Raw genomic sequence first — 18,020 nt, forward strand, 5'->3', positions numbered from 1 at the left:
AGAGGCTTTCTCTGCCTTCCGGCCGAACGAGTGCCGCAACTATCTCACCGCCGCTGGATACGATGCCTATGATCCAAGCTGAGCGGGCACGGCTCTAGCCACTCCGCCTCATTGCAGATGCAGGTTCTTAGCGACGGTGATACTTATCGTGCATATCAAGTATAATTATTACGCATATTGCACATGTATTCGTCTATTTTTAGTTTTTTCAATATGTCCCATGTGATTGGTGGGCTCTGTTGCAGCAAAGTCATTTTTCTCAAAGGCTTAGTCCCTTAAGGTCAAGCTTTAGTTAGGGGCGAAAGAGATGACGTCAGAAAAGACAGTCATCATCCCAGCCTTCACTGGCGCTAGAAAACCGAGCTGTTTGCACGTCGATCTAGAAGCCAGGGGGATCTCATTGAAATGGGGTTTGTGTCGCCACAGCTCCTTCGGCGACCACTAGAAGGATCGGGCCATGCGCCGTTTGTACACATCACTCCTGGCCTTCAGTACGCTTGCGAGCGTCGCTGTCTCGCCGACGATTGCAGCCGATCTTTCCGTACCCAAAGTCATGCCGGTCGAGGCGAAGGCTGCCGATCCACTGATCGGCTTCTCGTTCGGCTCTCGCTACCAGACGGATTATAACTTCCGCGGTGTGTCGCAATCGAACCTGCAGGGCAGCTACCAGACCTTTTTCGAAGCACAGTTCTTGAACAACTTCGCCTATGCGGGTTTCGCGACTTATCAGACCCGCCTGCCGACGCGACCAGACATGGAGTTCGATCTGATTGCCGGTATTCGCCCGACCTTCGGTAAGTTCGCCTTCGATCTCGGTCTTCTGTACTATTTCTACCCGAACGAGCAGCAGGTCGTCCTGCCCGGCGGTACGGCGTTCTCCACCAAGAACTCTGATTTCTACGAAGCCGCTGGAAAGATGCTGTACACGGCGACGGATTCGCTGACGCTCGGTACGAATGTATTCTTCTCGCCGAACTTCTTCGGCACGCACGCCATCAGCACCTATGCTTCGGGTACTGCCGCTTACGCGCTGCCCGCCTCACTTTTCCCTTTCCTGCCTGAAGCCTATGCAGGCGGGTTCTCGCTGTCGTCAGAACTCGGCTACTTTTTCCTCGGTGCTGCAAAGAACTCCGCTACCGGATTCAACGCGGATATGGGGCGGTTCAACTCGATCAACCTGCCCAGTTACCTCTATGGGAACGTCGGCCTGTCCTACACCTACAAGAACATCGTTCTCGACGTACGCTACCACAACACCGATCTTACCAAGACCGAATGCGCCGTCTTCAGCGGCGACTTCCGCCAAGTTACCAATGGCGGGACCTCGAAATGGTGCGGTGACGCGGTGATTGGTTCGATCACGTTCCAGACCTCCACGGCGGCCCCGGGCATCTATGCCGAGCCGGGCGGATTCCTGAACCTGTTCCGCTAAGCGCGGCGCTCAGATACAAAAAAATGGCCCCGGAGCGCTTCGGAGCCATTCTCATGTCGATGGCCAAAAGCCTTCAACCGAGCCAAGCCTTCAACCGAGCCAAGCCTTCAGGCGACGAACCGCCTCTACGCAATCCCGTTCGGACCCCGCGAAGGAGAACCGCACATGGTGGCTTCCCTCCGCGGCGTCGAAATCAAGTCCCGGGGTCGCGGCCACACCGGATTGCTCCAGCATCCGGCGACAGAAGGACGATGCGTCGTCGGTGAGGTTGGCGACGTCGGCATAGAGGTAGAAGGCGCCATCGGCCGGATGGGTACTTCCCAGGCCGAGGGAGGGAAACGCGTCGAGCAACAATGCCCGGTTGGCGGCATAGCCGAGGCGAATCGTCTCTGCCTCTTCCATCGCGTCGAAGGAAGCCAACGCCGCCACCTGCGACAGGTAGGGCGCGGAGATGTAGAGATTCTGCGCTAATCGCTCGACGGGACGAGCTAGCCAAGGCGGAACCACCATCCAGCCAATGCGCCAGCCGGTCATGCAAAAGGTCTTCGAGAACGAGTTGATGACGATGGCATCGTCATCGAACTTCAGTGCGGTTTCGGTGGGCATACCGTAGCTGAGACCGTGGTAGATTTCGTCTGAAATGAAAGGCAGCCCCAAGTCGCGGGCCGTGGCGCAGAGTTCCGCGAGCCGGGCAGGCTCGATGACCGTGCCGGACGGGTTGGCGGGACTCATCACCAGGATGCCGGAAAGTGAGTCGCGATGATGCATGGTGCGCAAAGCCTCACTCGTTGGAGCGAAGCGGTCTTCGTCCCGCAGCGTCATAGGCACCGGAACGAGATCCAATGCGTGGAGAATGCTGCGATAAGCGGGATAGCCCGGTTGTGGCACCGCAACGCGCGCGCCTGCATCGAACAGTCCGAGAAAAGCCAGCACGAAGCCGGCTGAGGAGCCGCTGGTGACGACGATCCGATTGGGTGACACCGTGACACCATAGGTGTCGCGATAATGCCGGGCGATGCGCTCGCGCAGGGCCGGAATCCCACAGGCATCGGTGTAAGGCAGCCTGCCGGTTTCCAAAGCACGCTGTGCAGCCTCGATCACACGACGCGGCGCGGGAGCCGAAGGCTGGCCGATTTCCATATGGATCACGCCGTCACCCTGCCTGTCACGCAGAGCAGCGGCGGCCATGATGTCCATGGCGAGAAAGGGCGCTACGCGGCTTGCGCGCAGTGAGGCTCTTGCGGCAATGCTGCTGTCGGGGCGATCGGCGGCTGACGTCATGGTGCTGGCTTACTCCCCTCCGCCCTCCTCTTCCAGGCAGCTTACCCATTCCTCGCCGCCACGGATTATGGCGCATCGGGCGATGCGATTGACCCGCCGCCGCGAAAACGCCTAACCCGGCGACTAACGACCGGTCGTCCCGAGCCGGATCACGGCCGACGGGACGCGACCCCGCGAGGATCAATGCGCCTGCTTCGCCACTTTATTTCGTCCGTCGCCCTCGCTGGCGCTCTGACCTCCGGCGTTTCGAACGCTAATGCGCAGGCGCCGGCTCCCGCTCAGATGGCCCCGGCTTCGGCTGCAGCCTTCACCGATGTGCAGCGCCAGGCGATCGAGGCGATCATCAAGGATTACCTCGTCAAGAATCCCGATGTTTTGCAGGAGGCCATCGCCGAGGGCGAGCGCCGCCAGCAGGAGACACAGAAGCTGGCCCAGGCCGCCGCGCTGAAGGAATCCCGCGAGGCACTCGTGAACTCGCCGCACGGCGTAGTGGTCGGCAATCCGTCCGGCGACGTCACCCTGGTAGAGTTCTTCGACTATAATTGCGGCTATTGCCGCAAGGCGCTCGCCGACATCCAGACGTTGGTGAAGGGGGATCCCAAGCTGCGGGTCGTGCTGAAGGATTTCCCCGTCCTCGGAGCGGAATCACTGGAAGCCAGCAAGATCTCGCTGGCGGCCAAGCAGCAGCTCAAGGGCGAGAAGCTATTCGAGTTCCACGTCAAGCTTCTGGAGAGCAAGGGGCGGGTCAACGGCGAGCGCGCGGTTGCGCTGGCCAAGGATATGGGCCTCGACATCGCCAAGCTGCAGAAGGATGCACAGGGAGCGGAAGTGAAGGCGGCGCTGGCAGAGAATGTCGGCCTCGGCGACAAGCTCGGTCTCTCCGGTACGCCGGCCTTCATCATCGGTGAGGAGATCATCCCCGGTGCCGTGGGTGTGGAGCCGATCCGCAAGACCATCAGCGATATCCGCCAATGCGGCCACGCGAGCTGCTGAGGCGCATCATGCCCGGCGATTGCCCGGGTAATGCACCTGTCGCTTCCGGCGGCGATCGTCTAGGACCACCACCCGGCTGATTGGTGCGGCCGGCGCTTCGAACGCGATGTCATGATCCCAATCCACGTCCTTCATGGACCGAACCTCAACCTCCTGGGACGCCGCGAGCCAGGCATCTACGGGACCGCCACGCTCGACGACATCGAGCGCGACCTACGCGCGCGCGCCGAAACCCTCGGCGTCATGTTGACCATCCGCCAGACCAACCACGAGGGCGAACTGGTCGGTTTCGTGCAGGAGGCGGGCCTTGTGGGCGCCGGGGTGCTTATCAACGCCGCCGCCTACACCCATACCTCCGTCGCCCTACGCGATGCGATCGCCGGCAGTGGTGCCATCGCGGTTGAGGTGCATCTCTCGAACGTGCATGCGCGCGAGGCCTTCAGGCATGTTTCGCTCATCGCACCGGTCTGCGCTGGAATCATCTGCGGTTTCGGTCCGCACAGCTACGGTCTGGGTCTGGAAGCCCTGGTGCGGTTGCTCCAGGCTCGCCTGCCGTCTCTCCCTTCTCTCCTGTCCGATGCTTCGTCGGACGCCAACTCTCAAGACTGACCGGAATGGCCAAGGTGCCGATGCCTAAGAACGAACCTTTCGATCCCGAGCTCGTACGCGAACTCGCCAAACTCGTGACCGAGACGGATCTGACCGAAATCGAGGTGGAGAAGGGTGACCTGCGCATCCGGGTGGTCCGTCGGATCGAGCCCGTCCACGTTCAGGTGGCGGCTCCCGCCCCTGCCCTGGCGACGTCGGCCCCCGTGGCGGCTGCGGCGCCTGTCGCCGGCCCCGGCACAGCCGGTGATCGTACCAAGGCCGGGGCGGGACACCCTGGAGCCGTACCCTCGCCAATGGTCGGTACAGCGTATCGTCGACCCTCCCCGGATGCCAAGGCCTTCGTCGATATCGGCTCAACAGTCGCAGCTGGCGAGAAGCTCCTTCTGATCGAGGCCATGAAGACGTTCAATGAGATCGTCGCCCCCCGCGCCGGAACGGTGACCGCGATCTTCTTCGAGGATGGGCAGCCGGTCGAGTTCGGCGAACCTCTCCTCGTCATCGAGTGATTGCGCGTCCCATGTTTGAAAAGATCCTGATCGCCAATCGCGGCGAGATCGCCCTTCGCGTCCTTCGCGCGGCCAAGGAACTCGGGATCGCCACCGTAGCGGTGCATTCCACAGCTGATGCCGATGCGATGCATGTGCGGCTTGCCGACGAGAGCGTGTGCATCGGGCCCCCGTCGGCCCGGGACAGCTACCTCAACATTCCGTCAATCATCGCCGCCTGCGAGATCACGGGGGCGGATGCGGTGCACCCGGGCTACGGATTCCTGTCGGAGAACGCCCGCTTCGCCGAGGTGCTGGCGCACCACAATATTGGTTTCATCGGCCCCAAGGCGGAGCATATCCGCATCATGGGTGACAAGATCGAGGCCAAACGAACGGCAAAGCGTTTGGGCATCCCTTGTGTGCCGGGCTCCGAGGGTGGGGTCGACGATCCGGTAGAAGCCAAGCGGATCGCGGCCGAGATCGGATATCCCGTGCTGGTGAAGGCCGCCTCCGGTGGGGGGGGGCGCGGTATGAAGGTGGCTCGGACGGAAGCCGATCTCGAGCAGGCCCTCGATATGGCGCGCACCGAAGCGAAGGCGGCTTTCGGTGACGATGCGGTCTATCTCGAGAAGTATCTCGAGAAGCCGCGCCATATCGAAGTTCAGGTTCTTGGTGATGGCCGAGGCCGGGCCGTCCACCTCGCGGAGCGCGATTGCTCGCTCCAACGGCGGCACCAGAAGGTCTGGGAAGAAGGCGGCTCGCCGGTGATCGACGAGGCGACTCGCGCCGAGATCGGCGGCATCTGCGCCAAGGCGATGCAGGAGCTCGAATATATCGGCGCCGGCACCGTAGAATTCCTTTACGAGGATGGTCGCTTCTACTTCATCGAGATGAACACCCGCATCCAGGTCGAGCACCCGGTCACAGAGATGATTACGGGTGTCGATCTCGTGGCCGAGCAGATCCGTGTGGCCGCTGGCCTACCCCTCTCCGTGACACAGGACGACATCAAGGTGTCCGGGCATGCCATCGAGTGCCGGATCAATGCCGAACACCCGGCCACCTTTCGTCCATCGCCTGGTCTCATCACCTACTTCCATCCGCCGGGTGGACTCGGCGTCCGCGTCGATTCCGCCGCCTATCAGGGATATCGCATCCCGCCGAACTACGATTCCCTCATTGGGAAGCTTATCGTTCACGGACGCACCCGCCAGGAATGCCTCATGCGCCTGCGTCGCGCCCTCGATGAGTTCGTTGTCGCCGGCGTCGACACCACGCTTCCGCTCTTTCGCACACTCGTGCGAAATCCGGAGGTCCTCGACGGAGCGTACGATATCCATTGGCTGGAGGGTTTTCTCGAAGCTGGCGGTCTCGCGGACGCCGCAGTCTGAAGAGGTTCTACAATCGGCTAAGCGGAACTGCTCCGCTAGAAGCTCGTTCTTTGGGTGAACAGTTTCTCATTGTGCGCAATCGAGCGTGATTGTGCCACCGTGATGAGAACAGGAATCAGCAAGGACGAACTTCATGCGTATCGCAAAGCTCACTGTCGCCGCCATGCTTCTCGCAGCCTCCCCGGCTCTGGCGCAGTCACCTTCGGGTAACGTCTCGCAGCCGGAACGGGCCGTACCGCAGGCTGGCACGACCACGGGTGGGCCGCTCGACAACCCGTCGACACGCGATATGCCGCCGGCCACTGGCAGCACGAGCCGTCCAGCCGGGGAGAACGGAATGTCGCCGGGTGCCGGCGCGGTCGATTCTGCGAAGGGCGGCAATGCCGATCAGACGAACAAAGGCATGGGTGCCAATACCGGCTCGACCTCCGGCGGCCCCGCCCGCTAATTGCACATAATTCCAAAGTGACGATACAGAACAGTCGGCCTCAACAGGTCGGCTGTTTTGTTTTGCCGGCCTCTGAAAGCGTAGGTCATTCTCGATTAGTGCGGATGAGCACGATGATGGATATTCCTACCTCCGTGATTTGGAAAGCGAGCTAGTCATTTTTTCTAAAAATCACTGCACTGGCGCCTATTAAGAGCAAAATACAGTTCTCTCTGGGGCATCCATAGCATGGCGGTCATCTGATCTGGTTTTTCACCCCCGGTGGGATGTGACACATCGCCGGCTCAATATCTCCGGAACGTCTTGGGTCGTCAGAGCTTATTCGACCAGTCCGGCCCGGCCAGCGCCTTTCTATTCTCACCAGGCAGCCACCGAGAGGCCGATTCTCTTCCTACCGACCGAGTTCCAATCATGCGCACCCTGACACTCGCCCTCGTGGCTGCTACCCTGAGCGCCACCGCCGTTCTCGCCCAGGCACCAACTGACTTTGTTGGCGCGTCCGACAGGATTGTACCGCTAGCGGGTACCAATGGTGTCGACGCAATCGATCGCCCGCCGGTCTACGGTACTTATCGCGATGCAGAAGGCCGTATCGACGTTGAGGACACAGGAAGTGTCCGCGGCGGTTCCTTCAACTCCAACCGTGAGGCCGTGTTCGAGGATTCTGCGAAGGGCGGCAATGCCGAGCAGAACCAGCGCTCCTACCCCAACCTTGGCACGACCTCGGGCGGCCCGGAATTCTGAGCTCGGCTCGTTTAAAACGTAAGTGGGCGGAGCGGAGGCTCCGCCCTTTTTCGTTGGGCGCGACGCTGGGTGACGTTTTGTTGCTCTGGCTTTCGCGCGCGGGAGACGTCACATTAGTAGCCATGCACCACGACCACAACGGCGATTGCGTGGACATCACTCCGCAGATCCTGTTGAAAGCCTATGCCGCCGGCATCTTCCCCATGGCGGAGGATGCCGAGGACCCGACGATCTACTGGGTCGAGCCGAAGGCTCGCGGCGTCCTGCCAATCGACTATTTCCACGTTTCGCGTCGGCTTGCCCGAACCATTCGATCCGACCGTTTCGAGGTGCGGACAGATTTCGATTTCGATGGCGTCATCTCGGGCTGTGCCGCTCCGCGAGGCGATGGCGAGAAGACCTGGATCAATGCGCGCATCCGCGAACTCTACGGCGCACTTTATGATGCAGGCCACGCACATACGATCGAGGTCTATGCCGAAAGTCGGCTGGTCGGCGGGCTTTATGGCGTTTCGCTCGGAGCGGCCTTCTTCGGCGAGAGCATGTTTCACATCTCCCGCGACGCTTCGAAGGTTGCCCTCGCGCACCTGATGGCGAGACTGCGGAAGGGCGGATATCGCCTCGCCGACACACAGTTCGTCACGGACCATCTGATTCAGTTCGGAGCCGAGGAGGTTCCGCGCCATGTCTACAAGCGTCGCCTCGCCGAGGCGATCGCTGCTGAAGCAGTTTGGGACGTTTGGCCCAAGGAACGGGCGGTCAGCGGCGAGGAGGTGCTTGCCTCGCTTGCTCAGGCCCAGGAAACCTAAGTCGCGAGCCGCATTAGCGACCTCGATCGAGCGCCATACGAAGTGCGAGGCTCCCCAGGACGCCCCCCATGATCCAGCGCTGGGCCTTGAGCCATCCGGGATTGCGGGACAGGAAGACGGCGATCGATCCCGCCGCTAAGGCGATGAGCGCGTTCACCGCGATGCTGATCACGATCTGAACGGAGCCGAGCATCAGCGTCTGTCCCAGCACCGAGCCGCCCTTTGGCGTAACGAATTGCGGCAGCAGCGCGAGGTAGAGCATCGCGATCTTTGGGTTGAGGAGGTTGGTGAGGAAACCCATGGCGAAGAGCCGCGTCCGGCTGTCGGGGGCGAGCCGGCTCACCTCGAACGGCGAGCGACCGCCGGGCTTCAGGGCCTGCCAGGCGAGATAACCGAGATAGAGGGCGCCGGTCAGCCGCAGCGCGTCATACGCGTAGGGGACCGCCAGGATCAGCGCCGTGATGCCGAACGCAGCGCACAGCATATAGACGACGAAACCCAGCGCGACTCCACAGAGGGAGACCAGTGCTGCCGCGCGGCCCTGGCAGATCGCGCGGGAGACCAGATAGGCCATGTTCGGCCCCGGCGTCAGCACCATCCCAAGGGAGACGCCTGCGAAGGCCAGGAAGGTGACGGCATCGGGCATACTGGGGAACTCCGTTGCCCGGCCGATCCTACCGGAAGATGGCGTCGAAGATCGATTGTGGCTGCGGCGGCGGCGCGGGGGCCGGGCCTTCATTCGTCGGGAAGAACTTGCGCGAGGGCTTCTGCTTGGGCTGTACCGGAACGCCACGCGGCGCTTCCACGTCGACCTGCCCGTTTGGATTGACCTGCTGAGCCGTCCGCGTCGGGTCGGTATTTTTCTGGCGTTTCGTCCTTTCCGGCTTCGACGCCATAGCAGGCACGTCCTCCTGCTCTCGCGCCTCGGCGATGATGTCGTTGCCGCCTTTGCAATCAACGAGCCATACATCGTAGATCGGATGCTCGATGGCGTGCAGCCCCGGGCTGGCCGCGAACATCCAGCCCGTGAAGATCCGGCGGTACTTATTGTCGAGGGTCACCTCGTCGACTTCCAGGAAGGCCGTTGTCTTCGGGCTCTCGGTCGGCGGCCGGCTGTAGCAGACGCGCGGCGTCATCTGCAGCGCGCCGAACTGCACGGTCTCGTCGACAGCGACCTCGAAGGACACGATCCGCCCGGTGATCTTGTCGAGGCCGGAGAACACGGCGGTCGGGTTCTTGATCTTGTCGGCGAGGGCCTGCCCCGTCATCGGCAATCCGAGCGCCACCGCGCCCGCGAGCATGAGGCCGGCCCTCAGGGCAATGTGCAATCGGCGTTGAACGAGCATGCGGCTTACCCGGAGCGGGACAATGAGGCGTCTGCCCTAAGCCAGGGCGGTCGCGATGTCATGCACCGATAGACAGACCAAGCATGGTGTAAAAAGGGCGGCGTGCCTGTCCATGGGTGTCGGGCGTTCGCCGATGGCGCTTTACCCCTGCGGGCCGAGGAGGGGGAGCCAGATCGCCAGCGCCGCGAGGGTGACCAGCAGGACCGGCGGGGTGATCGCCAGCCCGATCTTCATGTACTGGGCCCAGGTGATGGTCTGTCCCTTCGCGGCCAGCACATGCAGCCAGAGCAGGGTGGCGAGGCTGCCGATCGGGGTAAATTTCGGGCCGAGATCGCAGCCGATCACGTTGGCGTAGATCATCAGTTCGCGTGTCACTGGCGACAGGTCCGGGGCTTGCTGGATCGACAGCGCGCCGATCAGCACGCTCGGCATGTTGTTCATCACCGAGGACAGGATGGCGGCGGCGAAACCGGTGCCGATGGTGGCCACCCACGGCCCCTGCCCGGCCAGCCAGGTGAGGCCCCTGGCCAGTTCGCCGGTGAGGCCGGCATTCCTGAGGCCGTAGACCACCAGATACATGCCGAGGCTGAACAGGACGATCTGCCAGGGCGCGCCGGTCAGCACCTTGCGGACCGGGATGATCCGGCCGCGCAGAGCGAGGCCGAGCAGCAGCGCGGCACCGAGGCCGGTCACCGCCGAGACCGGCACGCCGAGCGGTGCGGTGAGCGTATAGGCGAGCAGCAGCAAGCCGAGCAGCGGGAATGCAGTCCGGAACACGACGGGATCGCGGATGGCGTCGCTGGGCGTTTCCAACGCGTGCATCGGATAGGCTTCGGGGATGTCGCGCCGGTAGGCGAGCCACAGAACCACCAGGGTCGCGGTCAGCGATACGAGGTTCACCGGCACCATCACGGCCGCATAGCGCCCGAAGGGCACGGCGAAATAATTTGCCGATACGATGTTGACGAGGTTGGAAATCACCAGCGGCAGGCTCGTCGAATCGGCGACGAAACCGCAGGCGACGATGAAGGCTAAAGCTGCGGGCGGTTTAAAATCGAGCCGCAACAGGACCGCGAGCACGATGGGGGTCAGGAGCAGAGCCGCACCGTCATTGGCGAAGACCGCCGCAATGGCGGCGCCGAGCACAATCACAAGGGGGAACAGCCGCCGGCCCCTGCCGCCGCCCCAGCAGGCGATGTGCAGGGCCGCCCAATGAAAGAACCCGGCCTCATCGAGCAGCAGCGAGATGATGATGAGGGCGACGAAGGTGAAGGTCGCATCCCAGACGATGTGCCAGACGATCGGGACGTCGCCCGGCTGGATGACCCCGGCGGCGAGCGCCAAGGTGGCCCCGGCCAGGGCGCTCCACCCGATCCCGATCCCCTTCGGCTGCCAGATCACGAATACCAGGGTGACGAGGAAGATGGCGAGCGCAAGCATCCGGGTCGTTTCTCGTAATGGGTCGAACCGCGCTCAGGCGGCGGCGACGCGGCGTCCATGCTCGTCCACCACCCGCTCGCCATCCTCCTTGACGAACTCGCCGTGCTGGACCGGCAGGAGGTCGAGCACAACCTCGGAGGGGCGGCACAGGGCGACGCCCCTCGGCGTCACCACGAGCGGGCGGTTGAGCAGGATCGGATGCGACGCGATGGCGTCGAGCAACTCCTCGTCCGTCAGGGTCGGGTCGCTGAGGGCGAGCGACAGGTAGGGTGTGCCCGTCTCGCGCAGGATGTCCCGGACACAGAGCCCGGCCCGGCCGAGCAGTCGGCGGATCAGGTCCGGGTTCGGCGGGGACTTCAGATACTCGACCACATGCGGCTCGATCCCGGCATTGCGGATCATCGCCAAGGCGTTGCGGGACGTGCCGCAATCCGGGTTGTGGTAGATCACGACGTCGAACGGTTCAGACATGGGTGCGGTCTCCATAGGCCTCGTCGCTGGTAGGACTGGGACAGGCGGTGAGCGCGTTCACGGCCGGTGCGCAGACCTCCGCTCTACCCCGGCAGCAATCGCGCATCAGGAACTCGATCAGCCCCGACAGGGCCGGATAGGTGGCGCTGTAGATGATCGATCGGCCGTCGCGCCGGGATTGGATCAGCCCGGCATGGCTCAGTTCCTTGGCGTGGAACGACAGGTTGGTGCCGGAGACGCCGACCTCGCCCGCCAGCGCGCCCGCGCTCAACCCGTCCGGACCGGCGGTGACCAGAGCGCGGATGATCCGCAACCGGTTCTCCTGGCCGAGGGCCGCGAAAGCCGCGACGGCTTGCCGTTCTTCGATCATCGATGCAATATCTCAATCATTATTGAAATATAAGGAAAGATCGATCCTTGGACAAGGCCGGACAGCCCTTCACCGACGGATTGCCAAGCCTCAGCGAATCCCATTTCGCGGTGCCGCTACCGGAGCATCTGCGGGTCAACGAGCCCTTCAGCCACGCGCCGCGCTTTCTGATCCTGTACGGGTCGTTGCGTGAGCGGTCGTTCAGTCGATTCCTCGCCCACGAGGCTGCTCGCCTGCTTGAAGCCATGGGCGGCGAGGTACGCATCTACGACGCAGATGGCCTACCCCTGCCGGATGACGCCACCGCCGCTCATCCGAAGGTGCAGGAGCTGCGCCGGCTCTCGCTCTGGTCGGAGGGGCAGGTATGGGTGTCGCCCGAGCGCCATGGCACCCTGACGGGTGTGATGAAGAGCCAGATCGACTGGTTGCCCCTCAGCGAGGGAAGCGTACGCCCGACCCAGGGGCGCACCCTGGCGGTGATGCAGGTCTCCGGCGGCTCTCAGAGTTTCAACGCGGTGAATGCCCTGCGCCTGCTCGGACGCTGGATGCGGATGATCACGATCCCGAACCAGTCCTCGGTGCCGATGGCCTACAAGGAATTCGACGAGGCCGGCCGGATGAAGCCGGGGCCGCTCTACGAGCGCGTGGTGGATGTCTGCGAGGAACTGATAAAGTTCACGCTCCTGACGCGCGAGAGGGCCGACTATCTCGTCGACCGCTACAGCGAGCGCAAGGACCGCCAGCCGGAGCGGCTGAAGGAAGTCGCCGCGGATACAGGCTTTGCCAAGCCTCCGGAGGCGCCCTGAGTCACAAAGGGATAGCTGACAGGCGCCGCCCCGCCGGGCGACCGCCGGATTGAGATGCCGGTTCGCGCGGGCTCCGGGTTATTCCGGGCTCCAGGCCGCGTAATCGCCCGCCGTCAGCGGCTTGGAGCCGGGATTGAGCTGAGAGCCCTTCGGCCGGTAGGCCGCGCTGGTGCCGGTCAGATTCTCCACATGCGGCTTCTGCCATTCACGAGGGATGTAGGTCTCCTCGCTCGGAGGCACGTCGCTGTTATGGCACAGCCAGCCGCGCCAGCCGGGCGGTACCTTCGAGGCGTCGGCATAGCCGTTATAGATCACCCAACGGCGCTCCGAGCCGACCGAGCGATCGATCAGCGGGCCGAGCGCCTTGTAATAGGTGTTGCCGAAATCGTCCGTGCCGACGAGCTGGCCATGCCGGGCCGTCATGAGAGCGAGCGACATGGTCTGCCCGTTCCACCACGTGAAGATCCGCAGAAGCGTGTCCTTGAGAGCCATCGCACTTGCCTGAACCGGACCGGCTCGACCGCCCGCCCTTCGTGGGCCGGACTATGGTGAGGGGCCGATGCGAAGTCCAGCTTTTGTCGGGTCCTGCCCGCCGGTCCGGGCGGGACCGGTGCGGCCGGAATCCCACATCGCGAGCTTCTTAACCAAACGCTTACTTTGACCGACCCCCGCCCGGCCTGTGAACCGAAAATTTTCCGCGCCGAATCCTCCAAGCTGAAAGGACACTTATCGGTGTGGCTGCGATATCCACAGGTTTCTAAGCGGAACCACAACATCTAGCGCGGAACGTAGCCGGCACACACAAGTTATTGACGGGAAGGCCCCGGTCGCGATAGCGTTCGATGGTCACCGGAGCGGTCGAGTCCGCTGGGTGGTTCAAGACATTTCCGGCCAGGGGACAGCGCATCGCGAGCGTTCGCGGGCGCTCGCCTTCGTCAGACTGAGCAAGAATTCGGCGGCGCGCGACGCGGCGTCGCCATCGATACTTCGGCAAGGGATACAGGGTTCATGCGGTTCGAGCGGCGTTACACCACGGCCGGGCAATCCCCCTACGCGACCATCGCCTTCCGCAAGGCGCTGAGCGAGATCCGCAACCCGGACGGATCCATCGTCTTTCGCCTCGACGGTATCTCGGTGCCGGAGAGCTGGAGCCAGGTCGCCAGCGATGTGCTGGCGCAGAAGTATTTCCGCAAGGCCGGCGTGCCGGCGCGTCTGAAGAAGGTCGAGGAGAACGACGTTCCCTCCTTCCTGTGGCGCTCGGTGGCCGATGAGGCCGCCCTGGCGGAACTGCCCGAGGCCGAGCGTTCGGGCTCTGAGATCTCCTCCACACAGGTGTTCGACCGCCTCGCCGGCTGCTGGACCTACTGGGGCTGGAAGGGCGGCTATTTCACTTCCGAGGAGGATGCCGCCGCCTTCCTCGACGAGCTGCGCTTCATGCTCGCCCGCCAGATGGTGGCGCCGAACTCGCCGCAATGGTTCAATACCGGTCTTCACTGGGCCTACGGCATCGACGGCCCGGCGCAGGGCCACCATTACGTCGATTACCGCACCGGCGAACTGGTGAAGTCGGCCTCGAGCTACGAGCACCCGCAGCCGCATGCCTGTTTCATCCAGGGCGTGCAGGACGACCTCGTGAACGAGGGCGGCATCATGGACCTTTGGGTCCGCGAGGCGCGCCTGTTCAAGTACGGCTCCGGTACCGGCTCGAACTTCTCGATGCTGCGCGGCGAGAACGAGAAGCTCGGCGGCGGAGGCAAGTCCTCGGGCCTGATGTCCTTCCTGAAGATCGGCGACCGGGCGGCCGGCGCGATCAAGTCGGGCGGCACCACGCGCCGCGCCGCCAAGATGGTCATCGTCGACATCGACCACCCGGATATCGAGCAGTACATCGACTGGAAGGTGAAGGAAGAGCAGAAGGTCGCCGCCCTGGTGACCGGCTCCAAGATCGTCTCGAAGCATCTCCAGGCGGTAATGAAGGCCTGCACCCAGTGCGAGGCCGAGGGTGACGCCTGTTTCGATCCCGAGCGTAACCCGGCGCTGAAGAAGGCCGTGAAGGCCGCCCGCAAGGAGATGGTGCCGGATGCCTACACCAAGCGGGTGATTCAGTTCGCCCGCCAGGGCTTCACCAAGATCGATTTCCCCGTCTACGACACCGACTGGGATTCGGAGGCCTACCTCACCGTCGCCGGTCAGAATTCGAACAATTCCGTCTCGCTCACCGACGACTTCCTCCGGGCGGTCGAGGCCGATGGCGACTGGAACCTCACCGCCCGCACCACCGGCAAGCCGGTGAAGACCCTGAAGGCGCGTGAGCTGTGGGACAAGATCGGCGAGGCCGCCTGGGCCTCGGCCGATCCGGGCCTGCACTTCAACACCACGATGAACGACTGGCACACCTGCCCCTCGGCGGGCCGGATCCGGGCTTCGAACCCGTGCTCCGAGTACATGTTCCTCGACGACACGGCCTGTAACCTGGCTTCAGCCAACCTGCTGACGATGTATGACCGCGCCAGCGGCCAGTTCGACGTCGCCGCCTTCGAGCATCTCAACCGTCTCTGGACCGTAGTCCTCGAGATCTCGGTGATGATGGCGCAGTTCCCGTCGAAGGAGATCGCGGAGCTGTCCTACCGATACCGCACCCTCGGCCTCGGCTTCGCCAATATCGGCGGCCTGCTGATGAGCATGGGCCTGCCCTACGATTCGCATCAGGGCCGGGCCCTCGCCGGGGCGCTGACCGCGATCATGACCGGCGTTGCCTACGCCACCTCCGCCGAGATGGCGGCCGAGCTCGGGCCGTTCCCCGGCTACGATGAGAACGCGGACGCCATGCTCAAGGTGATCCGCAACCATCGTCGTGCCGCTCACGGCGAGGCCGCGGGCTACGAGTTCCTCTCTATCGCCCCCGTTCCCCTCGACATTGCCAACGTGCCCCAGGCCGATCTGGCCGAGCGTGCCAAGGTGGCGTGGGACCGGGCCCTGGCGCTCGGCGAAGAGCACGGCTACCGCAACGCCCAGGCCACCGTCATCGCGCCCACCGGCACGATCGGCCTCGTAATGGATTGCGACACGACTGGCATCGAGCCGGACTTCGCCCTGGTGAAGTTCAAGAAGCTCGCTGGCGGCGGCTACTTCAAGATCATCAACCGCGCCGTGCCGGATGCGCTGCGCTCCCTTGGCTACCGCGAATCCGAGATCGCCGAGATCGAGGCCTATGCGGTCGGCCATGGCTCGATGGGTCAGGCCCCGGCCATCAACCCGGGCTCCCTGCGTGCGAAGGGCTTCACCGACGACAAGCTCGCGGCCATCGAGGCGGGCCTGAAATCGGCCTTCGACATCAAGTTCGTCTTCAACCGCTGGACGCTCGGGGACGACTTCCTGACGAGTGTGCTGAAGGTCCCGACCGAGAAGCTGGCCGACCCTACCTTCGAGATCCTGCCCTTCCTCGGCTATTCGAAGAAGGACATTGAGGCCGCCAACACGCATATTTGCGGTGCGATGACCCTCGAAGGTGCGCCGTTCCTGAAGCAGGAGCATTATGCGGTCTTCGATTGCGCCAACCCGTGCGGCCGCATCGGCAAGCGCTACCTCTCGGTGGAAAGCCACATCCGCATGATGGCGGCGGCGCAGCCCTTCATCTCGGGGGCGATCTCCAAAACCATCAACATGCCGAACGACGCCACGGTCGAGGATTGCAAGAGCGCCTACAAGCTGTCCTGGACGCTGGCCCTCAAGGCCAACGCTCTTTACCGCGACGGCTCGAAGCTGTCCCAGCCCCTGAACTCGGCGCTCATCGCCGATGAAGAAGAGGATGCCGAGGAGGCGATCGAGGCGCTGGTGGCCCAGCCGGCCAACGCCAAGGCGGCGCAGCTCGCCGAGAAGATCGTCGAGCGCGTGATCGAGCGGGTGGAGCGCATCCGGTCCCGGGAGAAGCTTCCCGACCGGCGCAAGGGCTACACCCAGAAGGCCGTCGTTGGGGGCCATAAGGTCTACCTGCGCACCGGCGAATACGAGGACGGCCGCATCGGCGAGATCTTCATCGACATGCACAAGGAAGGCGCCGCCTTCCGCTCGCTGATGAACAACTTCGCCATCGCGATCTCGATCGGCCTGCAATACGGCGTGCCGATGGAGGAATATGTCGACGCCTTCACCTTCACCCGGTTCGAGCCCTCGGGCTTCGTGCAGGGCAACGACGCGATCAAGAACGCCACGTCGATCCTCGACTACGTGTTCCGCGAACTCGCCGTCTCCTATCTCGGCCGCATGGACCTCGCCCATGTCGACCCGTCCGAGATCGGCAACACGGTGATGGGCAAAGGCGAAGGCGAAGGCACCCGCAACGGCGACCGGCCGGACACGATGGCCTCGAGCGTCGTCTCGCGCGGGCTGCTGCGCGGCTCGGCCGACCGGCTTACCCTGATCCAGGGTGGCCCGGGCGGCGGTACGGTGGGCGTCGGATCCGGCACGGCCGGAACGAGCGCTCCGGCTGGAGGCGTCGTCCACGCCCTGCGGGGAGCGACGGCGCTGAAGGCCGAGCCGGAAGTGGCGGGCCAAGCCGAAAACCTCGTCACCGCCCTCCCCTTCGCCAAGGCCGAACGCACCGTGTCGGACCGCCGAGCCGAGGCCAAGATGAAGGGTTATGTCGGCGAATCCTGCCCGGAATGCGCGAACTTCACCCTCGTGCGCAACGGAACTTGCCTGAAATGCGATACGTGCGGGTCCACGACCGGTTGTTCGTGAGAATTTGTCACCCGACCCATAAGTGTGAGGGGAACCGATGTTCGTCAGCGTTCCCGGGAAGCGTGTCAGCCACGGTAAGTGATGTGTGTCCGCGGCAACCATGACAAGGCAGGCCGTCCAACCCGGACGGCCTGGGTAGCGAAATGCTAAGCCCAACGGTTCACGGGAAACGCATCGGGAGACCGACATGGCAAAGAATACCGGAGACGGTTTTCGACGCGGGGCGGTAAGCGCACGGACGCAGTTCCAGCGGCCAGATGGCCACTGGCAAAAGCGCGACGAGCACACTGGACACTTGATGTCCGTGAAGCAGTCCCCTGGACCATATAAGAGCATCGCCAAAGAGCCTGACGGCCGTGACACGGCCAAGTCTCCAGAGAACTGGGACAGGTAGGTTTCACTGATTGGGGGAGGCCATAACCACCGATAGGGGCGTTTGGTCGTCGGTCACCAATCCCAGCATTGCTGAAGACTCAAATGCCGACAATCCCGGAGCGGGATCCGGTCCAATGGCAGCGCCCCGTGGCTCACGTTCTGGAAGCGGAAGTCATTGGTGTGTTTCGGCGTGCAACTTTGACCCCGTGAGGCGGGGGATCGGCGTCCAATTCTGACCCCCTAACCTCGTTCTCGCAGACTGCTCTCCGGTACGACC

General features: G+C 63.4%; 17 protein-coding genes. 10 read left to right on the top strand and 7 right to left on the bottom strand.

The window, feature by feature from the left end; translation table 11 throughout:
• The first annotated feature begins 457 nt into the window (after nucleotides 1-457).
• On the top strand, nucleotides 458-1,432 hold the full coding sequence (locus tag ASF32_RS16440; RefSeq protein WP_082469981.1) for a TorF family putative porin: 975 nt from the start codon (nucleotides 458-460) through the stop codon (nucleotides 1,430-1,432).
• A gap of 90 nt (nucleotides 1,433-1,522) precedes the next feature.
• Here the strand turns inward: ASF32_RS16440 and ASF32_RS16445 are convergent, their stop codons facing one another.
• Nucleotides 1,523-2,713 carry an aminotransferase class I/II-fold pyridoxal phosphate-dependent enzyme gene (locus tag ASF32_RS16445; RefSeq protein ID WP_056430639.1) on the bottom strand — a complete coding sequence of 397 codons (1,191 nt, stop codon included), beginning with the start codon at nucleotides 2,711-2,713 and terminating at the stop codon, nucleotides 1,523-1,525.
• 183 nt (nucleotides 2,714-2,896) lie between these two features.
• On the opposite strand from ASF32_RS16445, the gene ASF32_RS16450 reads away from it, so the two are divergent.
• The 7 genes from ASF32_RS16450 (at nucleotide 2,897) to aat (ending at nucleotide 8,195) form a co-directional block, all read left to right on the top strand.
• Nucleotides 2,897-3,706: a DsbA family protein gene (locus tag ASF32_RS16450; RefSeq protein WP_056430642.1), complete on the top strand. Its 810-nt coding sequence runs from the start codon at nucleotides 2,897-2,899 to the stop codon at nucleotides 3,704-3,706.
• 111 nt (nucleotides 3,707-3,817) lie between these two features.
• The gene (gene aroQ, locus ASF32_RS16455) at nucleotides 3,818-4,315 is read left to right on the top strand and encodes a type II 3-dehydroquinate dehydratase (protein ID WP_056430645.1); all 498 of its coding nucleotides are present in this window, start codon (nucleotides 3,818-3,820) and stop codon (nucleotides 4,313-4,315) included.
• Nucleotides 4,316-4,335: 20 nt separating this feature from the next.
• Complete coding sequence (accB, locus tag ASF32_RS16460) at nucleotides 4,336-4,821, top strand: acetyl-CoA carboxylase biotin carboxyl carrier protein (RefSeq protein WP_056430681.1); 486 nt, start codon at nucleotides 4,336-4,338, stop codon at nucleotides 4,819-4,821.
• 11 nt (nucleotides 4,822-4,832) lie between these two features.
• Nucleotides 4,833-6,194, top strand: a complete 1,362-nt coding sequence (gene accC, locus ASF32_RS16465; protein ID WP_056430648.1) for an acetyl-CoA carboxylase biotin carboxylase subunit — start codon at nucleotides 4,833-4,835, stop codon at nucleotides 6,192-6,194.
• 133 nt (nucleotides 6,195-6,327) lie between these two features.
• Entirely contained in the window at nucleotides 6,328-6,642 is a 315-nt protein-coding gene (locus ASF32_RS16470) for a hypothetical protein (protein ID WP_056430650.1), read from the top strand.
• A 411-nt stretch (nucleotides 6,643-7,053) separates the two neighbouring features.
• The gene (locus tag ASF32_RS16475) at nucleotides 7,054-7,386 is read left to right on the top strand and encodes a hypothetical protein (RefSeq protein ID WP_056430654.1); all 333 of its coding nucleotides are present in this window, start codon (nucleotides 7,054-7,056) and stop codon (nucleotides 7,384-7,386) included.
• 122 nt (nucleotides 7,387-7,508) lie between these two features.
• Nucleotides 7,509-8,195: a leucyl/phenylalanyl-tRNA--protein transferase gene (gene aat / locus ASF32_RS16480; RefSeq protein WP_056430657.1), complete on the top strand. Its 687-nt coding sequence runs from the start codon at nucleotides 7,509-7,511 to the stop codon at nucleotides 8,193-8,195.
• Nucleotides 8,196-8,208: 13 nt separating this feature from the next.
• Here aat and ASF32_RS16485 read toward each other — a convergent pair whose 3' ends face one another.
• The 5 genes from ASF32_RS16485 to ASF32_RS16505 all read right to left on the bottom strand — a co-directional run bounded on the left by ASF32_RS16485 (nucleotide 8,209) and on the right by ASF32_RS16505 (nucleotide 11,822).
• A complete protein-coding gene (locus ASF32_RS16485) occupies nucleotides 8,209-8,841 on the bottom strand; it encodes a LysE family translocator (RefSeq protein ID WP_056430660.1) in 633 nt (210 codons plus the stop codon).
• Between the two features lie 28 nt (nucleotides 8,842-8,869).
• The gene (locus ASF32_RS16490; protein WP_056430663.1) at nucleotides 8,870-9,541 is read right to left on the bottom strand and encodes a DUF2155 domain-containing protein; all 672 of its coding nucleotides are present in this window, start codon (nucleotides 9,539-9,541) and stop codon (nucleotides 8,870-8,872) included.
• A 141-nt stretch (nucleotides 9,542-9,682) separates the two neighbouring features.
• Nucleotides 9,683-10,981: an arsenic transporter gene (locus ASF32_RS16495; protein WP_056430666.1), complete on the bottom strand. Its 1,299-nt coding sequence runs from the start codon at nucleotides 10,979-10,981 to the stop codon at nucleotides 9,683-9,685.
• Between the two features lie 33 nt (nucleotides 10,982-11,014).
• Nucleotides 11,015-11,452, bottom strand: coding sequence for an arsenate reductase (glutaredoxin) (gene arsC, locus ASF32_RS16500; protein WP_056430669.1), 438 nt, complete (start codon nucleotides 11,450-11,452; stop codon nucleotides 11,015-11,017).
• A complete protein-coding gene (locus tag ASF32_RS16505) occupies nucleotides 11,445-11,822 on the bottom strand; it encodes a metalloregulator ArsR/SmtB family transcription factor (RefSeq protein WP_200919165.1) in 378 nt (125 codons plus the stop codon). Before ASF32_RS16505 ends, arsC begins: the two co-directional genes overlap by 8 nt.
• A 47-nt stretch (nucleotides 11,823-11,869) precedes the next feature.
• Between ASF32_RS16505 and arsH the strand changes: the two genes are divergently transcribed.
• The gene (arsH, locus tag ASF32_RS16510) at nucleotides 11,870-12,628 is read left to right on the top strand and encodes an arsenical resistance protein ArsH (RefSeq protein WP_056430672.1); all 759 of its coding nucleotides are present in this window, start codon (nucleotides 11,870-11,872) and stop codon (nucleotides 12,626-12,628) included.
• Nucleotides 12,629-12,706: 78 nt separating this feature from the next.
• On the opposite strand, the gene ASF32_RS16515 is transcribed toward arsH, so the two are convergent.
• A complete protein-coding gene (locus ASF32_RS16515) occupies nucleotides 12,707-13,120 on the bottom strand; it encodes an NADH:ubiquinone oxidoreductase subunit NDUFA12 (RefSeq protein ID WP_056430675.1) in 414 nt (137 codons plus the stop codon).
• A 516-nt stretch (nucleotides 13,121-13,636) separates the two neighbouring features.
• On the opposite strand from ASF32_RS16515, the gene ASF32_RS16520 reads away from it, so the two are divergent.
• Nucleotides 13,637-17,368 (top strand): vitamin B12-dependent ribonucleotide reductase, encoded by a 3,732-nt coding sequence (locus ASF32_RS16520; protein WP_056430678.1) that lies wholly within the window; start codon nucleotides 13,637-13,639, stop codon nucleotides 17,366-17,368.
• Nucleotides 17,369-18,020: the final 652 nt, after the last annotated feature.

This window comes from Methylobacterium sp. Leaf91, from assembly GCF_001422815.1.
Taxonomy (GTDB): domain Bacteria; phylum Pseudomonadota; class Alphaproteobacteria; order Rhizobiales; family Beijerinckiaceae; genus Methylobacterium.

Coding starts and splice junctions, on each gene's coding strand:
- ASF32_RS16440 (WP_082469981.1), top strand. CDS start 458: ATGCGCCGTTTGTACACATCACTCCTGGCCTTCAGTACGCTTGCGAGC.
- ASF32_RS16445 (WP_056430639.1), bottom strand. CDS start 2,713: ATGACGTCAGCCGCCGATCGCCCCGACAGCAGCATTGCCGCAAGAGCC.
- ASF32_RS16450 (WP_056430642.1), top strand. CDS start 2,897: ATGCGCCTGCTTCGCCACTTTATTTCGTCCGTCGCCCTCGCTGGCGCT.
- aroQ (WP_056430645.1), top strand. CDS start 3,818: ATGATCCCAATCCACGTCCTTCATGGACCGAACCTCAACCTCCTGGGA.
- accB (WP_056430681.1), top strand. CDS start 4,336: ATGCCTAAGAACGAACCTTTCGATCCCGAGCTCGTACGCGAACTCGCC.
- accC (WP_056430648.1), top strand. CDS start 4,833: ATGTTTGAAAAGATCCTGATCGCCAATCGCGGCGAGATCGCCCTTCGC.
- ASF32_RS16470 (WP_056430650.1), top strand. CDS start 6,328: ATGCGTATCGCAAAGCTCACTGTCGCCGCCATGCTTCTCGCAGCCTCC.
- ASF32_RS16475 (WP_056430654.1), top strand. CDS start 7,054: ATGCGCACCCTGACACTCGCCCTCGTGGCTGCTACCCTGAGCGCCACC.
- aat (WP_056430657.1), top strand. CDS start 7,509: ATGCACCACGACCACAACGGCGATTGCGTGGACATCACTCCGCAGATC.
- ASF32_RS16485 (WP_056430660.1), bottom strand. CDS start 8,841: ATGCCCGATGCCGTCACCTTCCTGGCCTTCGCAGGCGTCTCCCTTGGG.
- ASF32_RS16490 (WP_056430663.1), bottom strand. CDS start 9,541: ATGCTCGTTCAACGCCGATTGCACATTGCCCTGAGGGCCGGCCTCATG.
- ASF32_RS16495 (WP_056430666.1), bottom strand. CDS start 10,981: ATGCTTGCGCTCGCCATCTTCCTCGTCACCCTGGTATTCGTGATCTGG.
- arsC (WP_056430669.1), bottom strand. CDS start 11,452: ATGTCTGAACCGTTCGACGTCGTGATCTACCACAACCCGGATTGCGGC.
- ASF32_RS16505 (WP_200919165.1), bottom strand. CDS start 11,822: ATGATCGAAGAACGGCAAGCCGTCGCGGCTTTCGCGGCCCTCGGCCAG.
- ASF32_RS16515 (WP_056430675.1), bottom strand. CDS start 13,120: ATGGCTCTCAAGGACACGCTTCTGCGGATCTTCACGTGGTGGAACGGG.
- ASF32_RS16520 (WP_056430678.1), top strand. CDS start 13,637: ATGCGGTTCGAGCGGCGTTACACCACGGCCGGGCAATCCCCCTACGCG.